Below are 24,815 nucleotides of genomic sequence, written 5' to 3'. Positions count from 1 at the left end.
GCGGAAATCTCGGCGTAACGTCCCGGCCATGCCTTCCCTCCTGAGCAACCGGCTGGCGAAGCGGGTGCTGCGTCCGGCTTTCTCGCTGGTGGAGCAGCGCCTGGAGCGCGCCACCACGGCCCTGCAGGCCGACCTCGACGCCCTCCACCACGAAGTGGCCGACCTGCGGCGCCAGAGCTACGGACTCGGGCTGCTGCTCGACCACTCCGGGCGGGACGGCCACCGGATGCCCACCGCGACCCAGCTGGACACGCTGGTGCGCGAAGTGACCACGGTGACCGGAGCATCCGGTGATCACGCCCGACGCGATCTCACCGTCGCCTACCGGACGGTGGTCGCGCTGGAGGCCCTCGGCGTCGGCCGGATCGCAGGCTCCACCTCCGATGTGTGCGGCAAGCTGGCGACCGTTCCGCTGCTGGCCCCACCGAACGAGAACGTGCTGGAGATCGGTACCCAGCACGGGCTGTTCGCGACGGCGCTGCTGCGCATGCTGCACCGCGCGGGCGTCGAGCCCCGGCTGACGATCGTCGACCCGCTCGCGGGCGTCGCCGTGCCGGCGGGGGCTCCGGTCCCGGTGCGCGAGGACGTCGTACGCGCCAACCTGGCGCTGTGCGGCAGCCGTTCCGGTGCGCAGGCCCGGATCCAGCGGGGTGCTTCCGGCGACCCGGAGGTGCGGGCCGCGGTCTCCGACGTCCGCTATGGCGTGATCGTTCTGGCCGGAGACCCGTCCGTGCAGGGGGTCCTCGGCGATCTGGAGTGGGCCGAGGAACTCGCCGCGGAGGGTGCGGTCGTCATCCTCGACGGTCACGGCGACGACACTCGTCCGGGTGTAAGTGAGGCCCTGGGGAAACGCCTCGCGAACGGCTCCCGGCTGAAGCTCATGGGGCTCGTCGCGGGCACGGCGTTCCTGCGGGCGGGCTGAGCCGGGGCTTCCACCCCGGACCCCGTACGGCCTTCGGCCGCGCCTCGAACGCCGGACGGGCTCGACATGAGCCTCGCCGGCGTTCGGGGCGCGGAGGTTCGAAGGCAGAGCCCCCGAAATCAGCCCGGGCGGAACTGGCGCTGCCGGTCCAGGGCGCGCCGCAGCTCGACGGGCAGCGGATGGCCGGCGCCGTACAGGCGCTCCGTGTCGTGGAGCAGGCTCTGCAACTGCTGGTGTCCCGCGGTGTGATCGCCCGCCGCGAGCAGCAGATGACCGATGCGATGCCGGATCTCGAAGGCGCGGCCCTGGTCGGCGCCCGACGACTGCGGGTTCTCGAAGTACGGCTGGAGCGCGCGGTACTCGGCGAGCGCGGCCGCCGTCTCGCCCAGCTGCTCCAGGCACTGTGCCGCGTCGTAGCGGAACTGGAGCGTCTGCGGATCGCCCATGCCCGCCTCGGCCGCCCGGTCGTCGGCCAGCCTGCGCAGCTCGGGCAGGGCGCGCCGGTACTGGCCGTCGTCCATCAGCGTCGTCGCGTACTGCTTGCGCAGGATCCTGACCACCGGTGAGTGCTCGCCGTGCTCGGCGGCGGCCGCCGGGAGAATGCCGCCCAGGATGTCCACGGCCCGGGTGATGCTGCCCTCGCCGAGGAGACGCTTGACCTCGTCGACCGCGGCGGCGACGTCCGGGCGGCCGGCCACCGGGGCCGCCACTCGGGGGTCCGGGGGCGGGCTGGTGACCCGGTCGGGCCAGGGCGCGTGCGGGCGCAGGAAGGGACGGGTGGGGTCGAGCGGTCCGGACGGCATCCCGCGCGCGGGCAGCAGCGGGGCGAGGGCCTCGTACACCTCCTGCGCGCCCGACGGGCGGTGCTGCGGATCCTTGGCGAGCAGCCGCAGCACGAGCGCTTCCAGCTGCTCGGGAACCTCGGGCCGTAGCCGGCGGACCGGGACGGGCGGCTCGTACAGATGGCGGTGGAGTACGCCGAGCGCGGTGGAACCGGCGAACGGCACGTTGCCGCTGAGCAGTTCGTGCAGCAGCACACCGAGGGCGTACAGGTCCGTGTACGGGCCGACGGCGCCGCCCATCGCCTGCTCGGGGGCCATGTAGGCCGGGCTGCCGATCGGGGAGCCGGTGTGGGTGAGCCGGGTGGTGTCGGTGTCGATCACGGACGCGACGCCGAGGTCGAGGACGGTGACCGTGCCGTCGGGCTTCACCATCACGTTGCGCGGCTTGAGGTCGCGGTGGACGATCGGCACGGCGTGCACGGCGGCGAGCACCGCGCACAGCTGGGCGGCGACGGAGACGGCCCACGGCCAGGGGTACGGGTCGTGCTCGGCGAGATGGTCGGCGAGGTCCGCGCCCTCGACGTACTGCATGACAAGGTACAGGTCGTCGTTGTCGCTGCCCGCGTCGTGGACCGTGACCAGGCCGGGGTGGGCGACCTGGGCGGTGACCCGGCACTCGCGCACGAAACGCCGGCGCATCTCGTCGGCGGCCGTGGCCGGTGCCATGTGGTCGGGGCGGAGCAGCTTGACGGCGACACGGCGGTCGAGGCGTCCGTCGTACGCCGTCCAGACCTGGCCCATGCCGCCCTGGCCGATGACCGTGGACAGCTCGTACCGGCCGGCGATGATCCGTCCGGTCACCGGCGGTGCTCCCCGCGGTCGTTGCGCAGGTACTCACTCAGCTCGTCGAGCTCGGCGCGGACCTGGTCGATGCGGGGCTGGGGCGGCTGGGGCGGGTGGGCCTGCTGCGGCTGCGGGGGCTGCACCGGCTGTGGTGGATAGCCGTACCCCGGCGCGGGCGGGGGCGTGGGCATGGGCATGGGTGCGGGCGACGCGTGCGGCGGACCGTAGTGCGCGACCGGCGGTACGGGCGGCATCGGCGCGACCGGCATCGCGTACGGACGCTGGTGGAAGTGGATGTCGACGATCAGGTAGTAGACGGTCACGACGACCATCTGCACCAGCAGCCCCGCCATGCCGACATTCGATATCCAGTGGTCCGCGAAGTGCTGCTCCAGGGTGACCAGGCAGCCGATGTTCAGCACCAGCTGGCCCCAAAACAAGGCCCAGTCCCGGCCCGTGCGCCGCATGATCGCGATGCGCAGCATGGCCACCCAGGCGAGGAACCCGAGCGTCAGCACGATCAGGATGCAGATGATCACGCGCACGGCGATCACGCCCGCCGACACGGCGGGGCGCGGTGGCGTCATCGGCGCATGACCGTGCATGGGTCGCTCCTGAGAGGCGTACGGAATCGGGCAGTTGGCTCAAGGGGTTAGAGCGTATACACCGACTCGGACACCCGGCTCAGGGTTGTGCACAACTGCTGTTGCGCTGATCACTCAGGTCACTCCGGCAGGACGGTCCCGTCCGCCAGCCCGTCGTACAGGCTCTGCGCCAGCTGTCCGCCGAGCCGGCCCGCGAGGCGGAGTGCGTCCTCGAACTCAGCGAGGGCGCGGAAGCGTTCGCCGTACGGCTGCTGCTCGGCGAGGGGCAGCCGGGGCAGCTGGATGCGCCGTACGTCGAGCCGGGTCGCGGTGGAGGCGTAGCTGCTGGCCTGCCGGTTGTTCGCCGTGCCGCGCAGGAAGCCGGCCAGGAACCAGGGGTCGAGAGCTGCCTGGTCGGGCCGCAGCAGCTGAAGGTTGCGGCCGAGCGCCGCGCCGGCCGTCCCCGCGTCGACGACGCGCGCGACGGAACCGCCGCCCAGGATCGGGACGACGACATCGCCTTCCTCGGTGAGCACCGGTTCCTCGGCGGGCCCGTCCGGGAGCGTGCCGGACGGTGCGGCACCGGCGATCACGTCGTGCTCGGTGAGAACGGGACCGCCGGAGGGAGAGGTGCCGGCGCCGCCGGCGCGCAGCTGAAGCGCCCCGGCGCGGGCGAGTTCGCCGACCGTGGTGAGGGTGCGGGCGGCGGGCCGCGCAGGCGCGGCAGGTGTGGCGGGCGGGGGTGTCAGCTCCATGGTGCGGCGCAGTGAGCCGTCCAGGCTCAGGCGCACGGCTTCCAGTTCGGCCGCCGAGCCGGCGGCGGCCGGAACGGACAGATGGCGGGCGGGGGCGAGGTCGACGTCGTCGTCGAGGAGTTCGATGACGGGTACGGCCCTGCTGACGCCGGGCTGTTCGGCCCGGTCCCGCCACGCGTCGAGCACGGCGCTCTGCACGGCGGGCCAGGGCAGCTTGTCGCGGCCGCCGTCCGGCACGAGCGAGGTGGTGTCGACGAACAGCAGCTCGGGGTCGGGGCGCTGGTCGGCACCGGGCCTGCGGAGCACCCACAGGTGCAGCGGAATGCCGTACGGGGGTGCGGCGCCCGCGGGTAGGGCGATCACGGCGCGCAGCGCGCCGCGGCGCAGCAGATCGGCGCGGATACGGCGCCCGGAGCGGCGGGAGGCGACGGCCGGGGGCATCAGCAGGACGGCCGTGCCACCGGGGCGCAGTCGGGCGAGGGCGTGCTGCACCCAGGCCAGTTCGGACTCGGTGCGAGCCGGGAAGCCGTACTCCCAGCGAGGGTCGTAGCCGAGTTCGTCATGGCCCCAGTTGCGCTCGTTGAACGGCGGGTGGCAGAGCACCGCGTCGGCGGTGAGCTCGGGGAAGGCGTCGGCGCGCAGGGTGTCGGCGGCGGCCGCGCGGATGTCGGCGTCGCCGTGCAGGGCGAGGCGCAGGGCGGTGAGCGCGGCCAGCTCGGGGTCGGCGTCCTGGGCGTAGAGGGCGGCCGGGTGCTGTACGGCGCGCAGCAGCCCCCCGGTGCCGGACGCCGGGTCGAGCACGATCCTGGCGGGGCAGTCCGCCGCGGCGAGGGCGGCCATGAGCTCGGCGGGGCCGGGCGGGGTGAGCGTGTACTGACGGGGGTTGGCGTCCAGATGCCGCCCGAGCAGGAACTCGAAGGCCTGGCGCACGCCGAGCTCCGCGGCGAGTTCGGCGGCCCCGCGGAGAAGGGGGACGGACGCGGCGAGCTCGACCGCCGGCGGCGTCGGCACGGCGCGCTGCGCGCCGAAGCGGGCGGCGAGCACCTGGTCCAGGGCGTGCGGCAGCATCTCGGCGAGCCGCTCGTCCGGGGCGGCGGCCAGCTCCAGCCACGCCGTGGGCCTGTCCCGTACGAGGAGCAGCACGTCCCCGGCGTGGACGAGCGCGGTGACAGCTCCCGCGGGGTGCGCGGAGAGCTGCTGCCAGACCCGTTCCCGGCGCGGCACTTCGGCGAGCTTGCCCTGGGCGCGCAGCCACTGCTCGACGTCCGCGAGCGCGAAGGACGGGCTGGTCTCCGTACCGCCCACGGGCTTGGGGAAGTCGGCGTGCCTGCGCCGCCAGTTGCTGACGGCGGCACGGCCCACTCCCGCGAGCCGGGCGATACCGGCGGCGGTGACTTCTGCTTCGTGCTCGTCCGGCACCTGACCGTCTCCCCTCGTCCGCTGTGAAAGACGAGCATACCGAGCAGATTCAGCGGATCCATTCACAGCGTGAGCCGAATCAAAACTTGTGAATCTTGTTGACTCGGTTCACAGCCTCTGCTGTCATTGACGTATCGGTTCAGGCAGTCACCACAGCGCCCGGAAGGTGCCACATCCATGTCTCAGCCCATGCACGCCCCGCAGCAGAAGCGCAACTGGTTCGCCCGCCACAAGGTGCTCACCGGCCTCGGCGCGGTGGTCGCGGTGATCGCGATCGCCTCGGCGGCGGGCGGGGGCGGCGGCGACAGCGACTCGACCTCGGGGGCCTCGGCCGCCGAGGGCAGCAAGGACAAGCAGCAGGCTGCCCAGCCGAAGGAAGAGAAGAAGAAGGCCGTCGCGATCGAGGGCGACGGCGACTTCGAGATCGGCAAGGACATCAAGCCCGGCCTGTACCGGACCAGCGGCAACGACGACGGCATGTGCTACTGGGAGCGCGCCAAGGACTCCAAGGGCGAGGTGGACTCGATCCTCGCCAACGACAATGTCAGCGGGACGAGTTACGTGACGCTCAAGGCCACCGACAAGATCTTCAAGTCCACCGGCTGCAAGGACTGGGAGGCCGTCGACGAGAAGGCCAAGGGCAGCCCGAAGTCCGGGATGAAGGGCGACGGCGGCATGTTCAAGGTGGGCGTCGACATCACCCCCGGCACGTACAAGTCCACGGGCAACACCGACGACATGTGCTACTGGGAGCGCTCGAAGGACGCCGCCCACAGCGTGGACTCGATCCTGGCGAACGAGAACGCGAAGGGGACGGCGATCGTGAAGATCGGCGCGAGCGACGGGTTCTTCAAGACGACAGGCTGCCAGGACTGGACGAGGACCGGCTGACGCCGCCCGTGGACACCAACGGACCGCGCCCCCGGCACGACACCGGCGGTGCGGTCCGCCGCCCGCATCCGGTCAGACATCCGGATCAGGTCGCGCAACAAGGCGATCAAAAACGACCCTCTTTGACATTCATCCAGACTCTCCCCACATTTCCTTCACACCCGGATGTACTCTCTCCGTCGTTCGGACTCCGTCGTCCGAGCACTGTTCAACTCTGGGGAGGGTCCTTGAAGCTCCGTTACGCCGCCTCGGCCGCCGCTGTGGCCGCTGTTGTCGCCGGTGGTCTGCTGACCGCCACTCCGGCCCAGGCCGCCGGTGGAGTGAGCATCTACCGCGTGTACTACAACTCGCCGGGCTCCGACACCGGATCGAACACGTCGCTGAACGGCGAGTGGGTGCAGCTCTACAACTCCAGCACGTCCGCGATCTCCATCCAGGGCTGGAAACTGCGCGACGTCACCGGCTACACGTACACCTTCAGCGGCAAGATCGGCGCGAAGTCCTACGTCAAGGTCCACACCGGCAAGGGCTCCAACACGGCCGGGTACCGCTACTGGGGCCGGTCCTGGTACGTGTGGAACAACACCGGGGACACGGCGTACCTGCGGAAGTCCACGGGGGCGCTGGCCGACTCGTGCTCGTGGGGTTCGAGCGGGTCCTCCAAGTACTGCTGAGTCCTTCCCCCCAATCTCCCCGCCGGGCCGCGCCGCACTGCGGCCGGCCAGGTTGCGGTTCCCCGCCCTGGTTCCCCGCCCTGGTTCCGCGTCAGCCGTCGAGACGCCGGTCGCCCTTGTGGGCCCCGTAGAACTCGGCTTGGCGGGCCATGATCGCGCGCATCGACGTACCGCGCGGGACCCCGTACACCGTGCCGGGGAAGTCGAGACCGCGCTGCTTCTCCCACAGCTCGTCGTGCCGGTCCGGCGAGAAGAGCTCAGCCGGGTCTCCGGCGGCGACCCACCCAGTGGGCACGACCGTCCCCGGCTCCAGCCGGGAGTTGACGTGCAGCACGCTGTTGATCCTCAGCTCGGACCCCGCCCCGACCACGGCTCCCGGGAACACCGCCGCCCCCGTCGCCACGAATGCCTCGTCCTCGATGGTCGCCCCGTTGATGTGCGCGTGCGGCCCGATGAGCACGGCGTCCCCCAGGACCGCCGAGTGCTTCGACCGACCGCGGATCAGTGCGTTCTCCATCACCACCACGTCCGCGCCGGTACGCACCTCGCCGTCCTCTGCGGTGAGCACGGCGCCGTGCAGGACGCGCGCGCGTTCACCGAGAACGACGGCGCCGCACAGCACGGCCGAGGGGGCGACGTACGCGGACTCGGGGACGACGGGCCGCTTGCCGCGATGCTCGTACAGCAACTCACTCACCCTCACGTCTGCCGGACGGACGGCCGTCCGAGGGACGGGATCCCCAGGACGCCGATGCCACGAGTCGGGCATGGGAAACCTCTACCAGTACTCAGCGCCCCGGACGACGCGACGGCTCTGAGACCTTGAGGAAGTGGCTGCTCAGCCACGCTTCAACCACATGCTCCGGTCGGGTCATTGTCAGCCCCTCACCATCAGCCGCGACAGAAACTCACCGAAGGAGTCGGCCACCCGCCGCGGGATCCGGTCCTCGTCGATGTACGCAACGGCGGGTTCGCCCTCGGGCCCGCACTCCGAATAGTCGAGCATGACCGCGCACGCTCTACGCCCGATTCATCCCACGCGGTCGGCACCGCACCAGGGGGTCACGTCCCGCGCGCTCGCCTGTGTTGCCCACCACCGCATTCCTCCCGGCGGCGACCGTCCGCGCCTGGTACGAGCCCATCGACGGCAGTACAACAGCACTGGTCCGGCCGTACCTGTACGGATCGGACCTCGGGACCAGGAACCTCTATGCCGAGGAGGCATGCGCATGACCGAGTCACATTCGATCCGGCTGCTGCCCTGGCGCGGCCGGGAGGGCAAACCCTGCTACGTGATCGGCGACGGCCGCGGCCCCGTCTCACGCCTCGCCGACCAGATCGAAGCGGTCCAGCTCGGCCTGGCGGGACAGCTGCTCGATCAGGTGCAGTCCGTGCTCGACGAACCCGACGTGACTCCTGTCGAACTCCACACCCTGGTGACCCACTTGTCAGAGGCTCTGAGCGACGCCCTGCGCATCATCAAGAGCCGGGGACTCGCACCCGGCGACCACTGAACACTGAGCCGACGCGGGTGGGGCGGAGAGGCGAGCAAGGACGTCCGTCGCGCGCACACCGTATCCCCGCCTCGAATCAATCCGGGCGCTCCGCCCATTCTTTGAAGAACACAGGCGGGCTGTACCGCCCGGGACTCCGTCGGAGGTCGCCTTCGTCAGGCCTTCCGTCGGTATCCCCTCGCCGGAAAACGCAATGGCCCGCCGGAAACATCCGGCGGGCCACCCATCACCGCCGCCCTCGGGGCGAACCCTTCAGGCGGAACCCGTGACCTAGTCGGTCAAGGTGTTCCGGTAACGCGTCCACAATCTTGTGATCCACACATTCGAGCCTTCGGGCGGCTCAGAGGTCACCACTGGCGACGGGGCCGACTCCACCAGATGGAGCAGTGTCCATGCCAATCCGAAGCAGTTGTCGTCCCCGAAGCACTCCGACAGGAGTCGGGCCTCTTCGTCGGTGACGGGCTTCTCGATCGCATGCAGTGCCCGTTCCATCTCGTCGAAGGCCTCGTCGCCCTCCTCGGAGTTGTCCTCCTCGGACGGAAGCGGTGCGAGCCGGACAAACTCGCGAACCTCATCCCTGATCGTCATGGGTCCCTCTTCAGAAGATCCGGATAGTTAGTCCTGTAGTACTGCATGATACCTGCGATATCGGCATTGAAGTAGCCGGGGTCACCGTGATTTCGCTGGCCGATACTTCGAAGGTTCATGAAGTCCGCGGCGAGGACTTGCCGGAAAGACAGCCCGGCATCCACGCGTGCGGTTCTTCTTCCCGCGCCGCCATATGTGCGAGTCATTCTATGGTCGGCGTCCGTCATCATGTGCGCCGCGTAGTCGCGGTAATTCGCTATGCGACCCGACGCAGCTTGCGGAATGTGATTCGGCGTGAGGTCGTCTCCCGTTCGCGCCCTGCCATCCAGGTCGCCGAACCGCCCCACCTCATGTTCCTGGACCGCCGGGCGCGCCGGCGCGCCATTGGCGCATCGGCAGGAAGTGGCGTGATCCGGGTTCGAGCCACCGCAGTTGTGTACGAGAACCGGCATTTCACCGGCCACCACGTAGTACGTGTGCAGACCCTCGATGCTCAGGTCGTAGGTGACGCGCTGCGCCTTGTACGACTTGACCTCGACGATGAGGGCCGGTGCACCCGAGTCGTCCTGGAGCTTCTGGCCGGGCTTCAGGTCGCCGGCCTGGGTCCAGGAGTTGCGGCTCGACTCGTAGAACTGGTGGTGCTTGGTGGTCTCGATCGTCTGCGGACCGGTCTTGGTGGCCACGACGACATCGACGTAGTCACGGTCCGTCGTGGTGACGATCACCTTCTTGACGCGGTGCTTCTCGTGGGATTTCTTGCCCGGCTCGGCCGTCAGGACGAGGTCCCCGGCCTTCACCTTGGAGATCGGCTTGGTCTTGCCGTTCGCGAGCTTCACCGGCGTCTTTGCCGTGAAGCTGTGCCGCGGCACCCGGCAGCCGGGCCCACTCGTCGCCTGCGGCGCGGAGGGCTGGGCGTCGGGCTCCGGGGACGGCTTGCCCTTGCGGCCGAACTTGCTGCCGGCGGCACCGAAGACGCCACCGAGGGCCGCGCCTCCCGCCGTGGCCTTGGCCGCGCCGCTGACGCTGCAGCCTTCCTCGCTGGACGCGCAGGAGACGCCGTAGGCGACAGCGCCGTCGACGGCACCCTCCACCGCGCCTTCCACAGCGCCCCGGAGGACCTTGCCGCCGACGCCGGACAGCAGACGACCTGCCGCGCCACCCAGCATTCCGGCCGCGCCACCGGCCGCACCGGTAATGGCACCGATGGCGACCGAGCCGAGGAAGCCACCGATGGACTTCGGGCCGTCACTCATCAGGTAGCCCACGCCGTTGGCCGCCGCACCCGCGAGGGCGCCGCAGCCGATCACACCGACACCACCTGTGGCAGCGGTGCAGCCGGCGAAGACCGCGATACCGACGGCCACCGAGGCGATGGTCGCGGCGTGCTGCTTGACGAAGTTGGCTGTGGCCTTGGCCGCCTTCTTGACGGCTCTGCCGACCTTCTTGGCTGCCTTCACCACCTTCTTCGCCACGTGTCTGACGGCCTTGGCCACCTTCCGCACGGTCTTCTTGACGTGCTTGACGACCTTGTGGACGTAGCGTTTGACACGCTTGTACGTGCGTTTGACGTATCTCTTGACCTTGCGGACGCTGTCGCGCACGTACCGCACGGCCTTGCGGACCGCCCGGTGGGCCTTCCTGACCACCTTCTTGACCGCGCGCTTGATCTTCTTCGCGGCCTTGCGGACAGCCTTGGCGACCTTCTTGACGGTGCGCTTGGCCTTCTTCCAGGCCGACTTGACGACCTTCTTGACCTTCTTCTTGACCTTGTTGATCGCCTTGTCGATGAAGCTCGGCCAGTGACCGGTCGGGTCGGTGGCAGTCATCGGGTTGCCGTCCGCGTACGCGTAACGGTTCGCGGTGACCGACGTGGGCAGCGGGTCGAGACCCACCGTGTCGCGGCTGTTGAACTGGCCGGTCTCCGGTGAGTACCAGCGCGCGGCCATGTTGACCTTGGCCGTCTCGGGATCGGTCCAGCCGGACTGGTAGCCGAGGTTGCCGAGCATGCCCGCGGTCTGGAGGACCTTGCCGAACGGCGAGTACGTCGTCGAGCCGGTCAGTGCCTCACCGGTGTCGGTGAACTGACCGATCACGTCGTCGTGCAGGTCCGTCATGACCAGCGCCGAAGACACAGCCGTCTTCACGCCGAGCAGTGAGCCGTCCGCGTTGCGGCTGTAGGACGTCACACCGTCCGAGGCCACATCGTTTCCGAAGCCGCCGTACTTGAACGAGAACACCGCGGTGCCGGTCTCGTCCTTGGCGTCCAGGACGCGGTCCAGACCGTCGTACGTGTACGTCCGGTCGCCCTCGTTGATGACGCGGTTGAAGGCGTCGGCCTTGACCGCGGTCTGCGTGCCTCCCTCGTCCGTGACCGAGCTCATCGTGCCGCGCGAGGTGTACGTGTACGTGCTGTGCCCGTCCGACGTAAGCCGGTTGCGGGCGTCGTACGTGTACGTGTCGCCACCGACACGCGTCCGGTTGCCGGACGCGTCGTAGCCGTACTGCTCCGTCGTGGTCCCGTTGTTCCAGGAAGCCAGACGGTTCGCCCAGTCGTACGTGTACGTGTTCGTGGACGCGCCCGCGACACCGGTCGTCGTCTTCGACGTCTCGTTGCCGTTCTCGTCCCACCCGTAGGTGATGGAGGACAGCACGTTGCCGGTGGGCGAGGTCAGCTTGTCGCTGGTGATCCGCTCCAGGGCGTCGTACGAGAACGTCCGCTTGGACTTGCCTGCCCCGTAGTCGACCGACTTGACGTTGCTGTTGACGTCGTAGTCGTAGGTCATCGTGGAGCCGGTGGCCCCGTCATTGACCGTCTTCAGGCGGGCGGCGGTGTCGTACCCATAGGTCGACGTGCCGGCGGCGTCGGTCCGCGAGGTCATCTGTCCGTCGCCGTTGTAGGCGAAGGACGAGGCGCCCGACGGGCCGGACGTGGACAGCAGCAGCCCGCGGTCGTCGTAGGTGAAGGTGTTCTTGTCCTCACCCACACCGGCCACGGCCGTGATGCGGTCGTCGGAGTCGTAGTCGAAGGTGTGGTCGACCGTGGCGGCCTCCGCACCCGTACCGGCCTGTCGGATCAGCCGGCCCTTGACGTCGTACTCATTGGTGGTGACCACACCACCCGGGGAGCGCAGCTCCTTGGCCTGCCCGTTGGGGTCGTACACCGTGGTGAAGGTGCGGTCCGCCGGGTTCGGGTGGGCCGGGGTGGAGGGTTCGATCAACGATTCCGGCAGCCCCCAGCTGTTGTACGTCGTGAGGAACGGATTGCCTCGGCCGTCGGTGAAACGCGTCCGGTTGCCCGCCGCGTCGTAGCCGAAGGTCGTAGTGATCGACTCAGTCGCCGAGACCGGCTGTACGGCCCTGGTCACCAGACCCGTCGGATCCACCGTGAACGTGGTGGTGTGGCCCCGGTAGTCGGTCACCGACGTCGGATTGCCCGCACGGTCGTACGTGGAACTCGAAGTCCGCAGGGTCGCGCCGGTCGCGTCCAGGTCGCTGGTGGAAACCAGCTGGCCGAACCCGTCGTAGGTGTTCTTGGTGCTGGTGTTGTCCGGGTCCGTCGAGGTCAGGACCTGACCGTCCATGTCGTAGGTGAACTTGGACGTGTTACCGGCACTGTCGGTGACCTCGGTGGTCTCGCCGATCGCGTTGTACTTGTACGACTCCGAGACGCCCGTCGGGCTCACGGTCCGGGACAGCTCGCCGCCCGGAGCGTTGTACTCGTTGATCGCCGTGAACGCCCGCTGCGTCGGCTGACGCACGATGTCCGTGCTGGTGACCGGACGCCCCAGGTAGTCCCAGGTGGACTCCTCACGGGCGCCGTTCGGCCGCGTCGCCGACAGCTGGTCGCCGTTGGTGTCGTACGAGTACTTCGTCGTGCCGCCACCCGGATCCGTGACCGAAGCCAGATCGCCGAGCTGCGTGTACGAGTAGGTGGTGCGGTTGCCGAGCGCGTCGACCTCCGCCGTGACCTGGCCGAGCTTGTTGTACTCGTTCCAGGCCGTGGCCGTGATCGGCGTCGGGGACCCCGGCGCGGTGTAGTTCGGCAGCGTCGTCGAGGACTCCTGGCCCTCGGCGTCGTACGCGGTGACCGAGACATTGCCGAGCGGGTCGGACGACTCGGTCGCCTCACCGAAGGTGTTGTAGCCGGTCATCGACACAGGACGGACGGAGACCGGAGTCCCGCCGTTCTGCTCCGCGTTGACGGCCGGCTCGGTGACAGTGGTCTGCTGCGCAGCCTCGTCATAGCCGTAGTCCGTCGTGTTGCCGCTCGTATCGGTCACGGCGACCGGCAGACCACGCTGGTCCAGCTTCCACGTCGTCGTACGGACCGAACTGCCCGCCGCCGGAAGCGTCCCACCGTTCACCGCGGACACCTGCGACGCGCTCAGCGCCTCGCCGTAGACCTGCACGTCCGCGATGCCACCCGGCCAGAAGCCGTCGTACGCGCCCGCGTACTTGACCCGGCCGATCTGCAGCTTGCCGTTGGCCGACCAGACCGACGTACGGTCGTCGGTGCCCTGCAGGGCGCCGTTGACGTACAGCGAGATCTTGCCGGTCGACTGGTCGTAGACCGACGTCAGATGGGTCCACTGGCCGGTCACCGGGGCAGCGGTGGAGTACACCAGCTGGTCCCCGAGCGCGCCGGAGGCGTCGTCACGGGTCGGGAAGCGGATGGCCCACTTGTTCGCCGACTGGACATAGCCCAGGTAGAAGCCCGAGTGGTAGGTGCCGTCCTGGCCGACCGCCGTGTAGTTGGACGAGGTCGAGTTCAGCTTGACCCACGCCGAGACGGTGAAGCTGCCGCCGGTGTCGACCGCGGAGCCGTCCGTCGTGCCGTAAGCGTTCGCCGTCCCGTTGAAGACCGCCGAGCCGCCCTTCTCGGTGGAGCGGGTGACCGCGCTGCCGAGAGTGACCTTGCGGTTGCCGCCCGAGGAGTCGTCGGCCGTCAGGCCGCTGGTCTCGTCGAGCTTCCAACGTGCCACCGGAGCGGTGGTGCCGTCGTGCGCCGTCACACCCGTGACGTTGCCGAGGTTGTCGTACGTCGTGTCCGACGTGCTGACCTCACCGGTCGACGGGTCGGTCTCCGTCTCGGACAGCACATTGTCGTCCGGGTCGTACGAGACCTTCGTGGTGCGGTTCACACCGGCCGGGTCGAGCACGGACGACGTGACGCGGTCGGACGCGTCCACCGCGAAGGTGCTCGTCGTCAGACCGTCGTTGGTCACCTGCTTGATCAGGTTCCCGGCCATGTCGTACTCGTTGGACTGCTCGGTGAACTGCTTGCCGTTCGCCGGGTCCTTGCGCACCACGCTCGCCGACAGACCGTCGTCGGTGTAGGTGTACGCCGTCACCCAGCCCATCGCGTCGGTGACCGACGCGAGCCGGCCCGCCGGGTCGTACGCCCGCGACTCCTGGACCAGCGTCGTCGGCGGGGACGGGTTGTGCGGGTCGCCGGTGTAATTCAGCAGGTTGGTGGTGAGCGGACGGCCTTCGGCGTCGAAGGTGTAGGTGTTGACGGTCCCCTCGGGGTCGGTCTCCTTGACCTTGTTGCCGTAGACGTCGTACTCGAACGACGTGGTGTCGCCGCCCGGGTCCGTCCTCGTCGCCACGCGGTTGTACGCGTCGTACGTCATCGACGTGACACGCGAGGCGTCACCGCCGGTGAGGTCCGCGACGGTCTGCGACGTGACGTTACCGTCTGCGTCGAAGACCGTGGTCGACTTGGCCTGGTGCACCGCACCCGTCACGCGGTTGGTGACCGCGGGGCTGGTCTCGGTGGCGACCTGGTCGTTCTTGTCGTAGGTGAACGTGGTCGTCAGCCCGCTGGGCTGGGCGTCCGATACCTCGGTCTCGGTGATCTTCCGGCCGAGCGCGTCGTACGTGTACTTCACCTTGGCGCCGTTGGCGTCGGTGATCTCGGCGAGGTCACCGTTGGCGAAGTAGACGTTCTTCGTTGTCTTGCCGCCCGCCGTGGTCACCGTGTCCACCAGACCGGCCGGCGCCTTCGCCGTGCCGCCCTCCGCCGCCGGGGTGGCGGTGGTGGTGTAGGTGGTGGAAGCGGTCCGTCCGTTCGGATGACCGGCCACCGGCGGGGTGGTCACCGAGAGGAGGTTGCCGCCCGTGTCGTAGCTGTAGCTGGTCAGATAGGCGTTGTCCGTCGGGCCCGAGGAACGGGCGTCCCGCTCGGTGAGGAGCAGGTCGTTCCGGGGGTCCATCGTCGGAAACGCCGTGGTCGCGTCCGGGTAGTACGTGTAGTACTCGGTGGCGCACTTGTTGGCCGCGGTGTCCTGGCAGTCGGTCTGGGAGACCGTGTTGCCGCGGATGTCGTGGCCGGTGATGCTGCGGTTGCCGTTGGCGTCGGTCACGGTGTGCTGGAAGCCCGCCGTGTCGTAGCCGTACGTCGTCCGCTTGCCGTTGGTGTCGATCGCGGCCAGCAGACGGTTACCCATCTCCGCGTCGTACACGTACTTCAGCGTCTTGTCGGTGGGGTCGGTGAGCGTGACCGTGCGCACCGGTGCGACACCGGAGGACGCCTTGTACGCCGACCAGTGCTGCTCGACCTCGTCGGCGGACAGCGGGTGGCCGTACGCGGCGACCTCGGCGATGGAGCCGTTGAAGAAGCTCACGTCACCGGGCGACTGGTACCAGTACTTGCCGAAGCCCGCGCCGATGAAGGTGCGCGTGTTGGACTGGTCCTTCGCGGCACCGCTGTAGTCGGCCTGCTTGACTCCGTCGACGTACAGGGTCTGGGTCGTGCCGGAGGCCGACAGGACCGCGTGGTGCCACCTGTTGTCGTTGACGGCGCCGGTGGAACCGAAGGCGGTGCTGCCGGATCCGGAGACGCTCCACCAGTGACCGTGCAGCTTTCCGTCGGCACCCACGTACAGCAGCGGGTTCCACGAGCCGGTCGGCGTGGCGCCGGTCGGCAGCTGCGACTGGTCGGAAAGGATCACGCCGGGCGAACTGGTCTTGAACCACAGCTCGACGGCGCGCTCTCCCGATCCGTGCCACGGGTTGAACGGGATCTCCGCGTACGACGACGTCCCGTTGAACTGCGCCGCCGTCACATCGCCCGCGCCGAACGGACCCGCCACACCCTGCGTGACGGTGTTGTACGTACCGAAGCCGGTGTTGAGTTCGTTGGCCGCCTGCGGTGCGCCGAGGGTGTCGTCCAGGCGCCAGTAGCCGCCCGGGGCGGAGCCCATCACGGCCGACCGGTACACCTGTGAGGAGCCGGTGACGGTGGCCGGGTTGAGCTTCCAGGTGCCGCCGTCGCCGTCCGTGGCCTGCAGGACCAGGTCGTCGGTGGTGCCGTAGACGACCGACGCCTGGGTCTTCAGGCCCGGTGTGGTGATCTTGTTGAGCAGGCCCGCGGACCGCTTGGCGGCCTGGTACTGCGTGGTGATCACCGAGGGGTCGAGCGGCTCGGAGTAGATGGCGACCTCGGCCATCTGGCCCGTGTAGTGCCCGAGCTGGTCGTTCGGGTTCATGGACGGCCAGCCGTCGGTGTTCACACCGGCGCCGAGCGAGATGTAGGGCTGCACCCAGTCGTTGATCGTGCCGGGGAGGTTGCCCTGGGAGACACCGTCGAGGTACAGGGTCTGGCTGTTGGCCACACCCGTGAGCACCGCGTTGTGCCACTGACCGTCGGTTACGGTGGCGCCGGACGTGATCGTCGACATGCAGCCGGGCGACATGGCCAGGCAGCCGCGCAGCTTGCCGTCCATGCCCACGTACACCGCGGGGGTGTTCTTCGTCGTGTTGGCGACCGGGTTGGGGTCGCTCAGCGGCTTGTCACCGTAGTAGAAGAGGACACCGCCGGCCGTGGTCGTCTTGAACCACAGGGACACCGTCATGTACGACGGCGTGGCGCCGGGGGCGCTCGGCATCTCGACGTACGAGGTGGTGCCGTTGAAGGTGGCCGTCTTCTGCGTGGAGCCGGCGAGGACGGACGAGCTGCCCAGGGTCACATTGCGGTACGTGCCGTTGTACTTGCCCTGGTTGGTGTCGATCGTGTCCTTCGCGACCGTGCCGGACGTCTCACCGAGCCGCCAGTACGCGAACGGGTCGGCGTCCAGCACCGTGGTGCGGTAGTGGTTGCCGGTGGCGTAGGTGTACGTCGTGCACTTGGTCGGGTCGCCGGGCGGGCAGACCGACGTGAGCTGGTCGCCCGAGTAACCGTACGTCCAGAGCTGCTCCGTGGTCGTGTCACCCGGGGTGGCCGGATCGGTCTTGACCGTCGAGACGTGGTAGGTGCCTCCGGTCTGCGGCGCCCAGGCGAAGGTCAGGGACCGCTTGGACGTGTCGTTGGTGATCTTCGACAGCCGCTTGTCCGTGTCGTAGGTGAACGTCTCCGTGCGGCCCGCGTAGTCCTTGATGCTGGATATCGCGTACGTGCCGGCCTTCGCGGTCGCCTGCTTGAAGGCGTATTCCGTGAAGTCCTTGTCCGTCAGCGCGTATCCGCCGGTCACGGCCTGGAGCCGGGCGTACCGGCCGAGCGGGGGCACGAACGTGCCGTCGGTGTTGCGGCCGAAGGCGACCTGCTCACCGCCCGGGTAGGTGATCACAACACTGGTGACCGTGCCCGCGCCGTCCTTGACCTCGGCGGCCTTCATGTCGACGACCGTCGACCAGCCGGCTCCGAAGGCACTGTCGACGCGTGGGTCGAGGCTGTTGTAGGAGCGGTCGATCTCCAGCGAGGGGCCGACCACCTCCACGTCGGCGTCGGTGTCCTCGGTGGTGTAGTTGCCGTCACTGGGGTCGAACTCGTGGCCGTCGGTGTTCATGGCCAGGCCCGAGGTGACCGGCGGCTGCGGCACGGCGGTGGTGAAGCGGCTGGAGTACGTCACTTCCTCGTAGCCGTCGCTGACGCCGACGTACCACAGGTAGTTCTTGCTCCACTTCAGCTTGCCCGCGGGTATCTTCCAGTTGCTCTTCGTGAGCGCACCGGAGGTGGCGACCGGAGTGGTGCCCTCGCTGTCGGCGTCGTACACCTCGTAGGTGTACGTCAGCGCCGTCTGCGGCCACTTGTCGGCGTCGCTCGCGTAGACGAGCAGCTCGGGCTGAAGGGTGTTGGCCTGGAAGTTCTCCGGCGGGTACTGGGCGTTGACCTGCGGCTTGGTGTTCGGCGCGTAGGTCAGGTCCAGCGACGGGCGCCAGCCCGCGGTCGCCGAGTTGTCCGAGTGGAACTTCTTCCAGTGCAGCCCGTCCGAGGTCGGCGCGGTGATCGCGAGACCGTAGTTGGCACCGCCGGTGGCGACCTGGGTGAACCAGCTCGTGCCGAGCGTCACCGGCATCTTCACACCGACGCCGGTACTGCCGCTGGTGTTGGTGCAGGAGGCGCCCGGCGCGGGCGTGGCCGAGCCGATGGCCGCTCCGTACGTGGGCCCGGGGTAGCTGGTCACGCCGGTCGGGGTCCAGGACTGGGTCACCGGGTGGACCGAGAAGTCCTCCGCGGTGCAGGTCGCGGACCAGAGCGCCCAGACGTTGAGGGTCGCCGCGGAGACCTTCTGCCCGGCGAGCGTGGTGCCGAGCGAGGAGAACTGCAGGAAGGAGTTCGCCTTGTTGGTGCCCGAGTCGTACGAACCGATCTTGATCTGGTTCTCGGTGGAGTGGTCACCGGAGATCGTGTTCTGCGTGTACGTCGAGTTGCTCGCCACGATGGTCGGGTCGACGGTGACCGGGTAGACCCGCTCGGGGGCGTCCAGCCACTCCCGGTCGGCGGTCAGCCGCAGCGCCGGCTCGCCGTCCACGGTGATCAGCTCGTAGCTGACGGCCCTGGACTGCGCGGCGTCGCCGGAGCGCCGGTCGATCTTCGAGTCCTCCATGTAGGCATGGGGGATGTTGGCGACCACCTTGCCGTCGGCGTCGGTGAACTCCACGTCGCCGTCGGCCGCGACGCGGGGCGTGAGGCCCTTGACGTCGAGCGGGAAGACCCAGGAGTTGGCGGCGTCCTTGCTGTGCAGGACGACGTTCTCCTTGAGGCCCTCGGCGAGCGGCACGAGCTGCACATCGGTCTCGGGCAGCACACCGGGGTAGGTGACGGTGCCGTCGGCGGCGACGGTGGGCGTCGCCTTCGCGGAGCCGCGGAGCGCGTACGCGAGGCTACGGCCGTCGCCGAAGTCGACGGAGACGAGCTGCTGGTCGGCGGCGTTCGGGGCGAACTCGACGTCGAGCGAGTTGGCGCGCTCCTGAAGTCTGCCGTCCTTGTCCTTGACCAGCTCGGTGTCGATCGGCTTCCATGTGCCGTCGTCACCCTTGAAGTTGGTTCGGCCCGAATAGTGCCGAATGGTGGTGGATCCGTCGGCGTTGACGTAGTAGTCCGACGTCGCCGTGGACTTCTTGGCGTCCCGCTTGCTGGTCCTGGCGTCGAAGCTCTTCGCCGTGCCGGCGGCCTTGCCGGTCGTGGACGTACTGGTCCGGTCCTCGGCGCGCTTGTACGCGTCGAGTTCCCCCTTGCCCTTTCCGGGCTTACGGCCGGAGCCGCCGTCGGCGCTGGTGGCGTCGGAGGAGGCGACGTGGCTCTTGCCCCTCGCGGTGCCGTTCTGCTGGTCGGGGGTGTCCAGCGGGGACTTGTTGGCCCAGTCCCACAGGCCGGAGAGGGACAGTTCGGGCATGCTCAGCGCCGGCAGCGTGGCCCCGGTGGCCGCGGCTGTCTCCGTGGTGAGCATGAAGGAGAAGGAAACAAGGACAGATAGAGCCGTAGCCCTCGCTCTGCGTCTGCCGGTACGACCCGGCGGGAACAAGCGAGGGCTGCGGACCCAGCGAACGCGCATGGGCAAGCCTTTACTTACACGAAGCCTACAAAAGCTTCGTGAGCCTGCCCGATGACCGCACAAGAGTTCCACTCAAGATCGGCCTCTTTAGCTGATCTTTACCTTCCGAATGGAACCCGTTGCTTGCTTGTCATGATTCCGATGCTTTGACGGCCTGTCTGATGACGTCCGCCACCGATGACTTGAGCCCGTCACCCTGCTTCGCCACCGTGAGGTTCCCGCTCTTTTCGGCAGCCGTTCCGGAGCCGGCAGCCGCGCCCGACGCTCCGTCGACCACGACGAAGCGCACCTTGGGGTGCTGGTTCGCCCCGGCCCTGGTGACCTCCACCTGAGGCGCGCCGACCGCCAGCACGACATCGCACTGACGCTGGACGAGGCTGTTGAAGAACGGACGGGCGTTCTCCGTCGACTGCGGCCCCATGACCGGCACGTAGTTGACCCGGGCCCGGGTCTCCAGGGAAGCCTGCTGCATGCCCTCCCACACCGGTGCGGCCGGCGTACCGGCCGCAATGCCCTTCTCCCCCGTCAGCAGACAGGCGTCGAATTCCTTGTACTGGCGGGCCCTGGGGTCGGGCGGCCCGGACTCCTCATCGCCGGCGAACAGCCAGACGCCGACCAGCCCGAGCACGATCACGGCGGCGCTGCCCGCCGCCCAGGCCGCGCGGCCGCGCAGCAGGCCGGGCGCGGCGGCCAGCCACCGGCCGATGCGCGCACCGACGCCGGAACCGGAGGTCTTCGCAGTGGTACGCCAGGTACGCCGGGTCTTCATCGGGTCTCACCCGCCGGCGGTCTGACGAGCAGGCAGTGGAGCGAGGCGCCGACCGTGGCGAGGCCCAGCAGCAGGAAGTCCGCGGCGAACTGCCAGCCATGGGTCTGAACCGGAGTGAGCACGGCCTGCAGCAGCCAGCCGACGGTGGCGGCGGTGAAGACGGCCACGGCCGCCCAGTCGGCACGGGTCCCCCGTCGAGCGGCGATGACGTACGAAGGAACCGCGCCCAGCATCCCGAGGCTCACCACCGGCACCGCCGCCAGCAGGACCCTGGGAAACAATCCGGGCACGGCTCCGCTCGTCGGTTGAACCGCACTCACGGCGGCGACGTCGGGCTTCACGATCGGCTACCTCTCGGGGAGCGTGCGTACGCATGGCTCGCACACGTACACGACAGACGGGAAGCCGTACGGTACATCCCCTCCTGCATGCCGTCCGCCCCGGGGCGCCTCGACCCGTACGTCAGAGCTGGTGCCGCACCCACACATTGGGCTCGACGTACACGGCGTACCCGTGCCGGGTGGAGCACTGCACCGGGACCAGGGCTCCGGGCACTATCACCGGCCCGTCCGTGTCGAACGGCAGCCCGGTCCATCCGCGCCACTGCTCCAGGGAGCCGGAGACCGTCATGGAGGCCGGGGCGACCGCCTCGATCGTGGCGCCCGCGCGGACATGCACGCGCAGCCACGGGTCGTGCGGAAGCCCGTCCGCGTCGCGGGTACGGAAGGCGTACTCGGCCATCGGCGCCTCCGGCTCGAGGTTCTTGGCGCTCGGCCGGATCGGGGCGACGAGCTCCTTGAAACCGCGCGCGCGGGCGTTGTCCCGCATCGCTGCGACCATCCGCGCGGAGATCCCGCGGCCCAGCATGCCCGACGTCACGGTGATCTCGATCGCGCTCACGGTGTCCGGCGTCCGGCCGTGCCGCAGGTCGTGGAAGGCCCACAGCAGCGCCTGGTCCCAGCCGGTGTCCGGCAGCTCCCGCCGCCCGTCCACGTCCAGCTCGAACGGCACACTGAACCCCCGGGCCACGACGACGCCTTCGGGGTCGGTCGCAACCAGGACGAACTCGGGCAGCTCGGCGACGATGCGGCCCATGTTCGCCCAGCCCACGGGGTCGGCCAGGATGAACTCCGGCCAGGTGTCGAGCATCCGCCACATGGGGTCCCGCAGTTCGGGGCGCTCGGCGAGGGTGGTGATCGTCAGTTCCGGGGTACGGTCCGTGTCCATGCGGCGCAGGCTACTGCCGCGACCGGAAATGTTTGCCGGGAGGGGCACCAGCGACGGACCGCCCGTCCCCCCAAGCGCTTTCGGCCCTGGCCATACTGGCTCCGACCTGAGTGATCACCGCTGACACATCGAGGAGCACGCATGGCCGACCTGCCCATCATGGGGAAGAGCAGATTCAGGAGGGTCGCCGAAGTGGAACCGTCCTGCACGGACCAGGTGCAGGCGATCGAGGACACGTTCCATCGGGCGATCGATCCGGCCGCCGGGGCCTTCGACTTCGGGAACGTACGGAAGGCGGCGGGCACTCTCCCCGCCACTTCCCTCGTCAAGATCGTCCCCGCGTTCGGCCTCCAGGAGACGACACCGGTCTCCGTCATCGTCCTGTCGCTCAAGGAGTCCGTACGCCAGGCACTCTCACAACCGTTCACCAATCCGGCCTTCTGGGAGAAGGTCGAGCACGCGCTCACCCGCGCCTTCACCGGCCTGGACGAACAGGAGGACGCACCGCACTTCGCCTTCCGCCAGGACAGCGGGGACGGCAGCACGAGCTACTTCTACAACCTGCTGTTCGCACTGCAGGGCGAGGAGACCGAGGGCTTCCTCTACGCCATGGCGTTCTGCATCGATGTGACCTTCGCGCTGGAGAAGGGCAAGGTCCGCTCCCTGAGCGTCGAGGACACCGCGCCGTACACGATCCGCCTCAACGCGATGACCGTGCGTCAGGACCTGCGGTCCGCGGCCTGACGCCCGTCCTGCGGGCCCTGGGGTCCCCGCCCTGAGCAGCGGGTCCCGAGTCGCTCCTGGCGCTGTTGGCCGGTCCGTCCACCGGCAACGGGTCGAGCGGCGCCCACTCCCCTTCGCATCCCATCTCATTCGTGCTGGACGGTCACCGCCAGCGCCCTGTCCCGTACATCGGCCACCGGGTGGCGCCTCAACGAGCGCAGTGCGGCCCGCCACTGTTCGGGCCAGCCGAGCCGGCAGCCGTGGGTCTGCGACGACTCAGAACCTCATTCTGAAATGATCAGTTAGACTCCCCGCCCCGCGTCACCTCTTCGCACTGCTTCAGCATCATCGCCTTGTCCGCCGTCGTCACCGCGAGGTCGTACTTGAGGGCAACCTGTGCGAAGCGGACCACGTAGGAGCACCTGATCCGCTTGTCCGGAGGTAGCCATGACGCCGGTCCGGAATCACCCTTGGCAGAATTGGCCCGGCCCTGGACCGGGATCAGATTGAGCACGTCGTTGGCGAGCTGCTCGCGCTTGCTCTTCGGCCAGCGCGACGAACCCATCTGCCAGCTGTACGACAGCGGCACCACGTGGTCTATCTGCACCTCGGAGGCCTGCTGCTTGCGCCACTCGATGGTCGTCCCGGTGTACGGGTCGTGCAGTGTCATGGCGGTGACCACACAGTCGGAGCCGGTTCGGAAACGAAGCTTCTGACCATCGCGACGAATGAGATCGTTTCGAGTGTCACACCCGTTCCTCGCGAGGGGGACACCGTCGGCCGTGTCCATCCACGCGTACCCGAACTCCCGTCGCGAGTACCCCGTTTTCGGGCCGCGGCCCTTCGTCGCCACCGCCTCGATCAGCTTCCTGGCCGCTGCCCTGTCCGTCTCGGACGCGAGCGGCGAGAGACCCGGCTTCGTACCCTCCGGGTTGTCGAGCGGGCTGACCGCGCGACCGGCAGACGGGCCACGGGCGTTGCCGTGGCCCGGAGAGTCGCCGCCACCGTCGCCCGGTGTGCAGCCTGTGAGGAGGGCGGAGACCAGGGCGACGGCGGTCAGGACGGCGCGCGGCGTACGTATCGAGTCGGGCACGCAAGGATCGTAGGGCCCTGGGTGGCGTCAGACCTTGCCGATGCCGAGCGTGGTCTCGCGGGGCAGCATTCCTGAGCCGACGACCTCAAGCCAGAGCGGGCCGAGGAGGTCGGCGAGCCGGGCGGTGTCCTCGGCGCCGAGCGCCTGCCAGGGGGCGGCGGCCAGTTCGTCGGTGCGGCGCTCGACCTCGGCGCGCAGGGCGCGGCCCGCGTCGGTCGCGGCGCCGTCGGCGTCCAGCAGCCCCCGTGCGACGAGCCGTTCACGGGCGGCGGCCCACTCGTGCCCACTCCAGCCGCGACTGGTGAAGACCTCGGCCGGCGCCGCGGTGCTCGCGCAGGATCGTCGCGGCCTGCCACAGCACGAGGTGCGGCTCCTCGGGCCAGGGCAGCGCGGCATTGGCGGCGGCGAGCGGGCGGCCCTCGGTGTGCACGGCCTCGGCCGCCCGGCGGGCGAGCACGGCGGCCTCGGCGAGATCGGGACCGCCCGTCCGGTCACCGATGAGCGTGCGGTACGCCCGGTCGACGCCGCGCGTCCGGGCCGCCAGCACCCTGTCCGGTGCGGCGACGTCCCAGGCGGCGGGGATGTGCTCGGCGATCTTGCGCGGGCTGAAGCTGTAGAACGCGGAAGCCACCTGACGGGCGCCGGGGGCGCCGAGGGGCGCCGCCCGCAGGGCGAAGTAGCTCGGCCAGCGCTCGCCGGTGTCGTAGCCGAGCGCTGCCGAAGGGCCGGCGGCCCTGTCCCTGCGCGACCTGGCCCGCCGCGCGGGCGTCTCCCATGCCGCGCCCGCGCACCACTTCAAGGACCGCGCGGGCCTGCTCACCGCCATCGCGGCCGAGGGCTACGGCCTCCTGTCCGCCACCCTCGGCGAGGCGAAGGACCTGCGCGACCTGGGCGTCCGGTACGTACGCTTCGCCACCGCGCACCCGGCGCACTTCCAGGTCATGTTCCGCCCGGAACTCCTGCGTCCCGACGACCAGGAGCTCCGCGCGGCGCGCGAGCGGACGCGGAACCGGCTCCGTGCGGCGGTGGAGGGCTACGGCGACGACCCGGCCACCGGCTTCATCGCGGCCTGGTCGATGGCGCACGGCTTCGCGACGCTGCTGCTCTCCCACAACCTGGACGGCCCGCTGGACGGGCGGGACGCAGAGGAGACCTTCCGGTCGCTGACCCGGACCATGTTCGGTCCGGAGGGGCGGCGCGCGAGAACATCCGGATGACGGGGCCGGGCGGTCGACCCCCGCGGCCCGACGGTCGAC

18 protein-coding genes and 1 pseudogene are annotated in these 24,815 nt (G+C 69.4%); 7 read left to right on the top strand and 12 right to left on the bottom strand.

Going from position 1 to position 24,815, the window contains the following annotated elements; all coding sequences use genetic code 11:
* Positions 1-28: 28 nt before the first annotated feature.
* Positions 29-922: a class I SAM-dependent methyltransferase gene (locus ACZ6ZQ_RS05715; RefSeq protein WP_469767271.1), complete on the top strand. Its 894-nt coding sequence runs from the start codon at positions 29-31 to the stop codon at positions 920-922.
* Between the two features lie 119 nt (positions 923-1,041).
* Here the strand turns inward: ACZ6ZQ_RS05715 and ACZ6ZQ_RS05710 are convergent, their stop codons facing one another.
* From ACZ6ZQ_RS05710 to ACZ6ZQ_RS05700, 3 genes are all read right to left on the bottom strand, one after another.
* Positions 1,042-2,565, bottom strand: a complete 1,524-nt coding sequence (locus tag ACZ6ZQ_RS05710) for a protein kinase domain-containing protein (protein ID WP_469767270.1) — start codon at positions 2,563-2,565, stop codon at positions 1,042-1,044.
* Positions 2,562-3,152 carry a hypothetical protein gene (locus ACZ6ZQ_RS05705; protein ID WP_469767269.1) on the bottom strand — a complete coding sequence of 197 codons (591 nt, stop codon included), beginning with the start codon at positions 3,150-3,152 and terminating at the stop codon, positions 2,562-2,564. Before ACZ6ZQ_RS05705 ends, ACZ6ZQ_RS05710 begins: the two co-directional genes overlap by 4 nt.
* 119 nt (positions 3,153-3,271) lie before the next feature.
* Entirely contained in the window at positions 3,272-5,305 is a 2,034-nt protein-coding gene (locus ACZ6ZQ_RS05700) for an N-6 DNA methylase (protein WP_469767268.1), read from the bottom strand.
* A gap of 177 nt (positions 5,306-5,482) precedes the next feature.
* Here ACZ6ZQ_RS05700 and ACZ6ZQ_RS05695 point away from each other — a divergent pair, with 177 nt between their 5' ends.
* Positions 5,483-6,196, top strand: a complete 714-nt coding sequence (locus ACZ6ZQ_RS05695; RefSeq protein WP_469767267.1) for a cadherin repeat domain-containing protein — start codon at positions 5,483-5,485, stop codon at positions 6,194-6,196.
* Between the two features lie 227 nt (positions 6,197-6,423).
* Positions 6,424-6,870 carry a lamin tail domain-containing protein gene (locus tag ACZ6ZQ_RS05690; RefSeq protein ID WP_469767266.1) on the top strand — a complete coding sequence of 149 codons (447 nt, stop codon included), beginning with the start codon at positions 6,424-6,426 and terminating at the stop codon, positions 6,868-6,870.
* A 91-nt stretch (positions 6,871-6,961) separates the two neighbouring features.
* Here the strand turns inward: ACZ6ZQ_RS05690 and ACZ6ZQ_RS05685 are convergent, their stop codons facing one another.
* Positions 6,962-7,567 carry a gamma carbonic anhydrase family protein gene (locus ACZ6ZQ_RS05685; protein ID WP_469767265.1) on the bottom strand — a complete coding sequence of 202 codons (606 nt, stop codon included), beginning with the start codon at positions 7,565-7,567 and terminating at the stop codon, positions 6,962-6,964.
* A gap of 180 nt (positions 7,568-7,747) precedes the next feature.
* Positions 7,748-7,876, bottom strand: a complete 129-nt coding sequence (locus ACZ6ZQ_RS05680) for a hypothetical protein (RefSeq protein ID WP_469767264.1) — start codon at positions 7,874-7,876, stop codon at positions 7,748-7,750.
* Between the two features lie 80 nt (positions 7,877-7,956).
* On the opposite strand from ACZ6ZQ_RS05680, the gene ACZ6ZQ_RS05675 reads away from it, so the two are divergent.
* Both ACZ6ZQ_RS05675 and ACZ6ZQ_RS05670 read left to right on the top strand, forming a co-directional pair.
* Positions 7,957-8,103 carry a hypothetical protein gene (locus ACZ6ZQ_RS05675; RefSeq protein ID WP_469767263.1) on the top strand — a complete coding sequence of 49 codons (147 nt, stop codon included), beginning with the start codon at positions 7,957-7,959 and terminating at the stop codon, positions 8,101-8,103.
* Positions 8,100-8,384 (top strand): hypothetical protein, encoded by a 285-nt coding sequence (locus tag ACZ6ZQ_RS05670; protein WP_469767262.1) that lies wholly within the window; start codon positions 8,100-8,102, stop codon positions 8,382-8,384. The genes ACZ6ZQ_RS05675 and ACZ6ZQ_RS05670 overlap by 4 nt, the downstream gene beginning before the upstream one ends.
* Positions 8,385-8,654: 270 nt before the next feature.
* On the opposite strand, the gene ACZ6ZQ_RS05665 is transcribed toward ACZ6ZQ_RS05670, so the two are convergent.
* The 5 genes from ACZ6ZQ_RS05665 to ACZ6ZQ_RS05645 all read right to left on the bottom strand — a co-directional run bounded on the left by ACZ6ZQ_RS05665 (position 8,655) and on the right by ACZ6ZQ_RS05645 (position 21,743).
* Positions 8,655-8,972, bottom strand: a complete 318-nt coding sequence (locus ACZ6ZQ_RS05665; protein WP_469767261.1) for a hypothetical protein — start codon at positions 8,970-8,972, stop codon at positions 8,655-8,657.
* Entirely contained in the window at positions 8,969-19,642 is a 10,674-nt protein-coding gene (locus ACZ6ZQ_RS05660; RefSeq protein WP_469767260.1) for a LamG-like jellyroll fold domain-containing protein, read from the bottom strand. The genes ACZ6ZQ_RS05665 and ACZ6ZQ_RS05660 overlap by 4 nt, the downstream gene beginning before the upstream one ends.
* A 235-nt stretch (positions 19,643-19,877) precedes the next feature.
* Positions 19,878-20,516, bottom strand: coding sequence for a BMP family ABC transporter substrate-binding protein (locus ACZ6ZQ_RS05655; RefSeq protein WP_469767259.1), 639 nt, complete (start codon positions 20,514-20,516; stop codon positions 19,878-19,880).
* Positions 20,513-20,806, bottom strand: coding sequence for a hypothetical protein (locus ACZ6ZQ_RS05650; protein WP_469767258.1), 294 nt, complete (start codon positions 20,804-20,806; stop codon positions 20,513-20,515). The genes ACZ6ZQ_RS05655 and ACZ6ZQ_RS05650 overlap by 4 nt, the downstream gene beginning before the upstream one ends.
* Before the next feature lie 172 nt (positions 20,807-20,978).
* On the bottom strand, positions 20,979-21,743 hold the full coding sequence (locus ACZ6ZQ_RS05645) for an N-acetyltransferase (RefSeq protein WP_469767257.1): 765 nt from the start codon (positions 21,741-21,743) through the stop codon (positions 20,979-20,981).
* Positions 21,744-21,884: 141 nt separating this feature from the next.
* Here ACZ6ZQ_RS05645 and ACZ6ZQ_RS05640 point away from each other — a divergent pair, with 141 nt between their 5' ends.
* A complete protein-coding gene (locus ACZ6ZQ_RS05640; RefSeq protein WP_469767256.1) occupies positions 21,885-22,487 on the top strand; it encodes a Type-2Aa cytolytic delta-endotoxin in 603 nt (200 codons plus the stop codon).
* A 277-nt stretch (positions 22,488-22,764) separates the two neighbouring features.
* Here the strand turns inward: ACZ6ZQ_RS05640 and ACZ6ZQ_RS05635 are convergent, their stop codons facing one another.
* Positions 22,765-23,559 (bottom strand): HNH endonuclease family protein, encoded by a 795-nt coding sequence (locus tag ACZ6ZQ_RS05635; RefSeq protein ID WP_469767255.1) that lies wholly within the window; start codon positions 23,557-23,559, stop codon positions 22,765-22,767.
* 27 nt (positions 23,560-23,586) lie between these two features.
* Positions 23,587-24,280 (bottom strand): annotated as a pseudogene (locus ACZ6ZQ_RS05630) (SCO6745 family protein); the annotation flags it as partial.
* 13 nt (positions 24,281-24,293) lie between these two features.
* On the opposite strand from ACZ6ZQ_RS05630, the gene ACZ6ZQ_RS05625 reads away from it, so the two are divergent.
* On the top strand, positions 24,294-24,776 hold the full coding sequence (locus ACZ6ZQ_RS05625; RefSeq protein ID WP_469767331.1) for a TetR-like C-terminal domain-containing protein: 483 nt from the start codon (positions 24,294-24,296) through the stop codon (positions 24,774-24,776).
* Positions 24,777-24,815 lie beyond the last annotated feature (39 nt).

It is taken from the genome of Streptomyces sp. NPDC053673, from assembly GCF_055585225.1.
The sequence above is the reverse complement of the archived record's forward strand: the minus strand, read 5'-3'. Positions and strand labels throughout refer to the sequence as shown.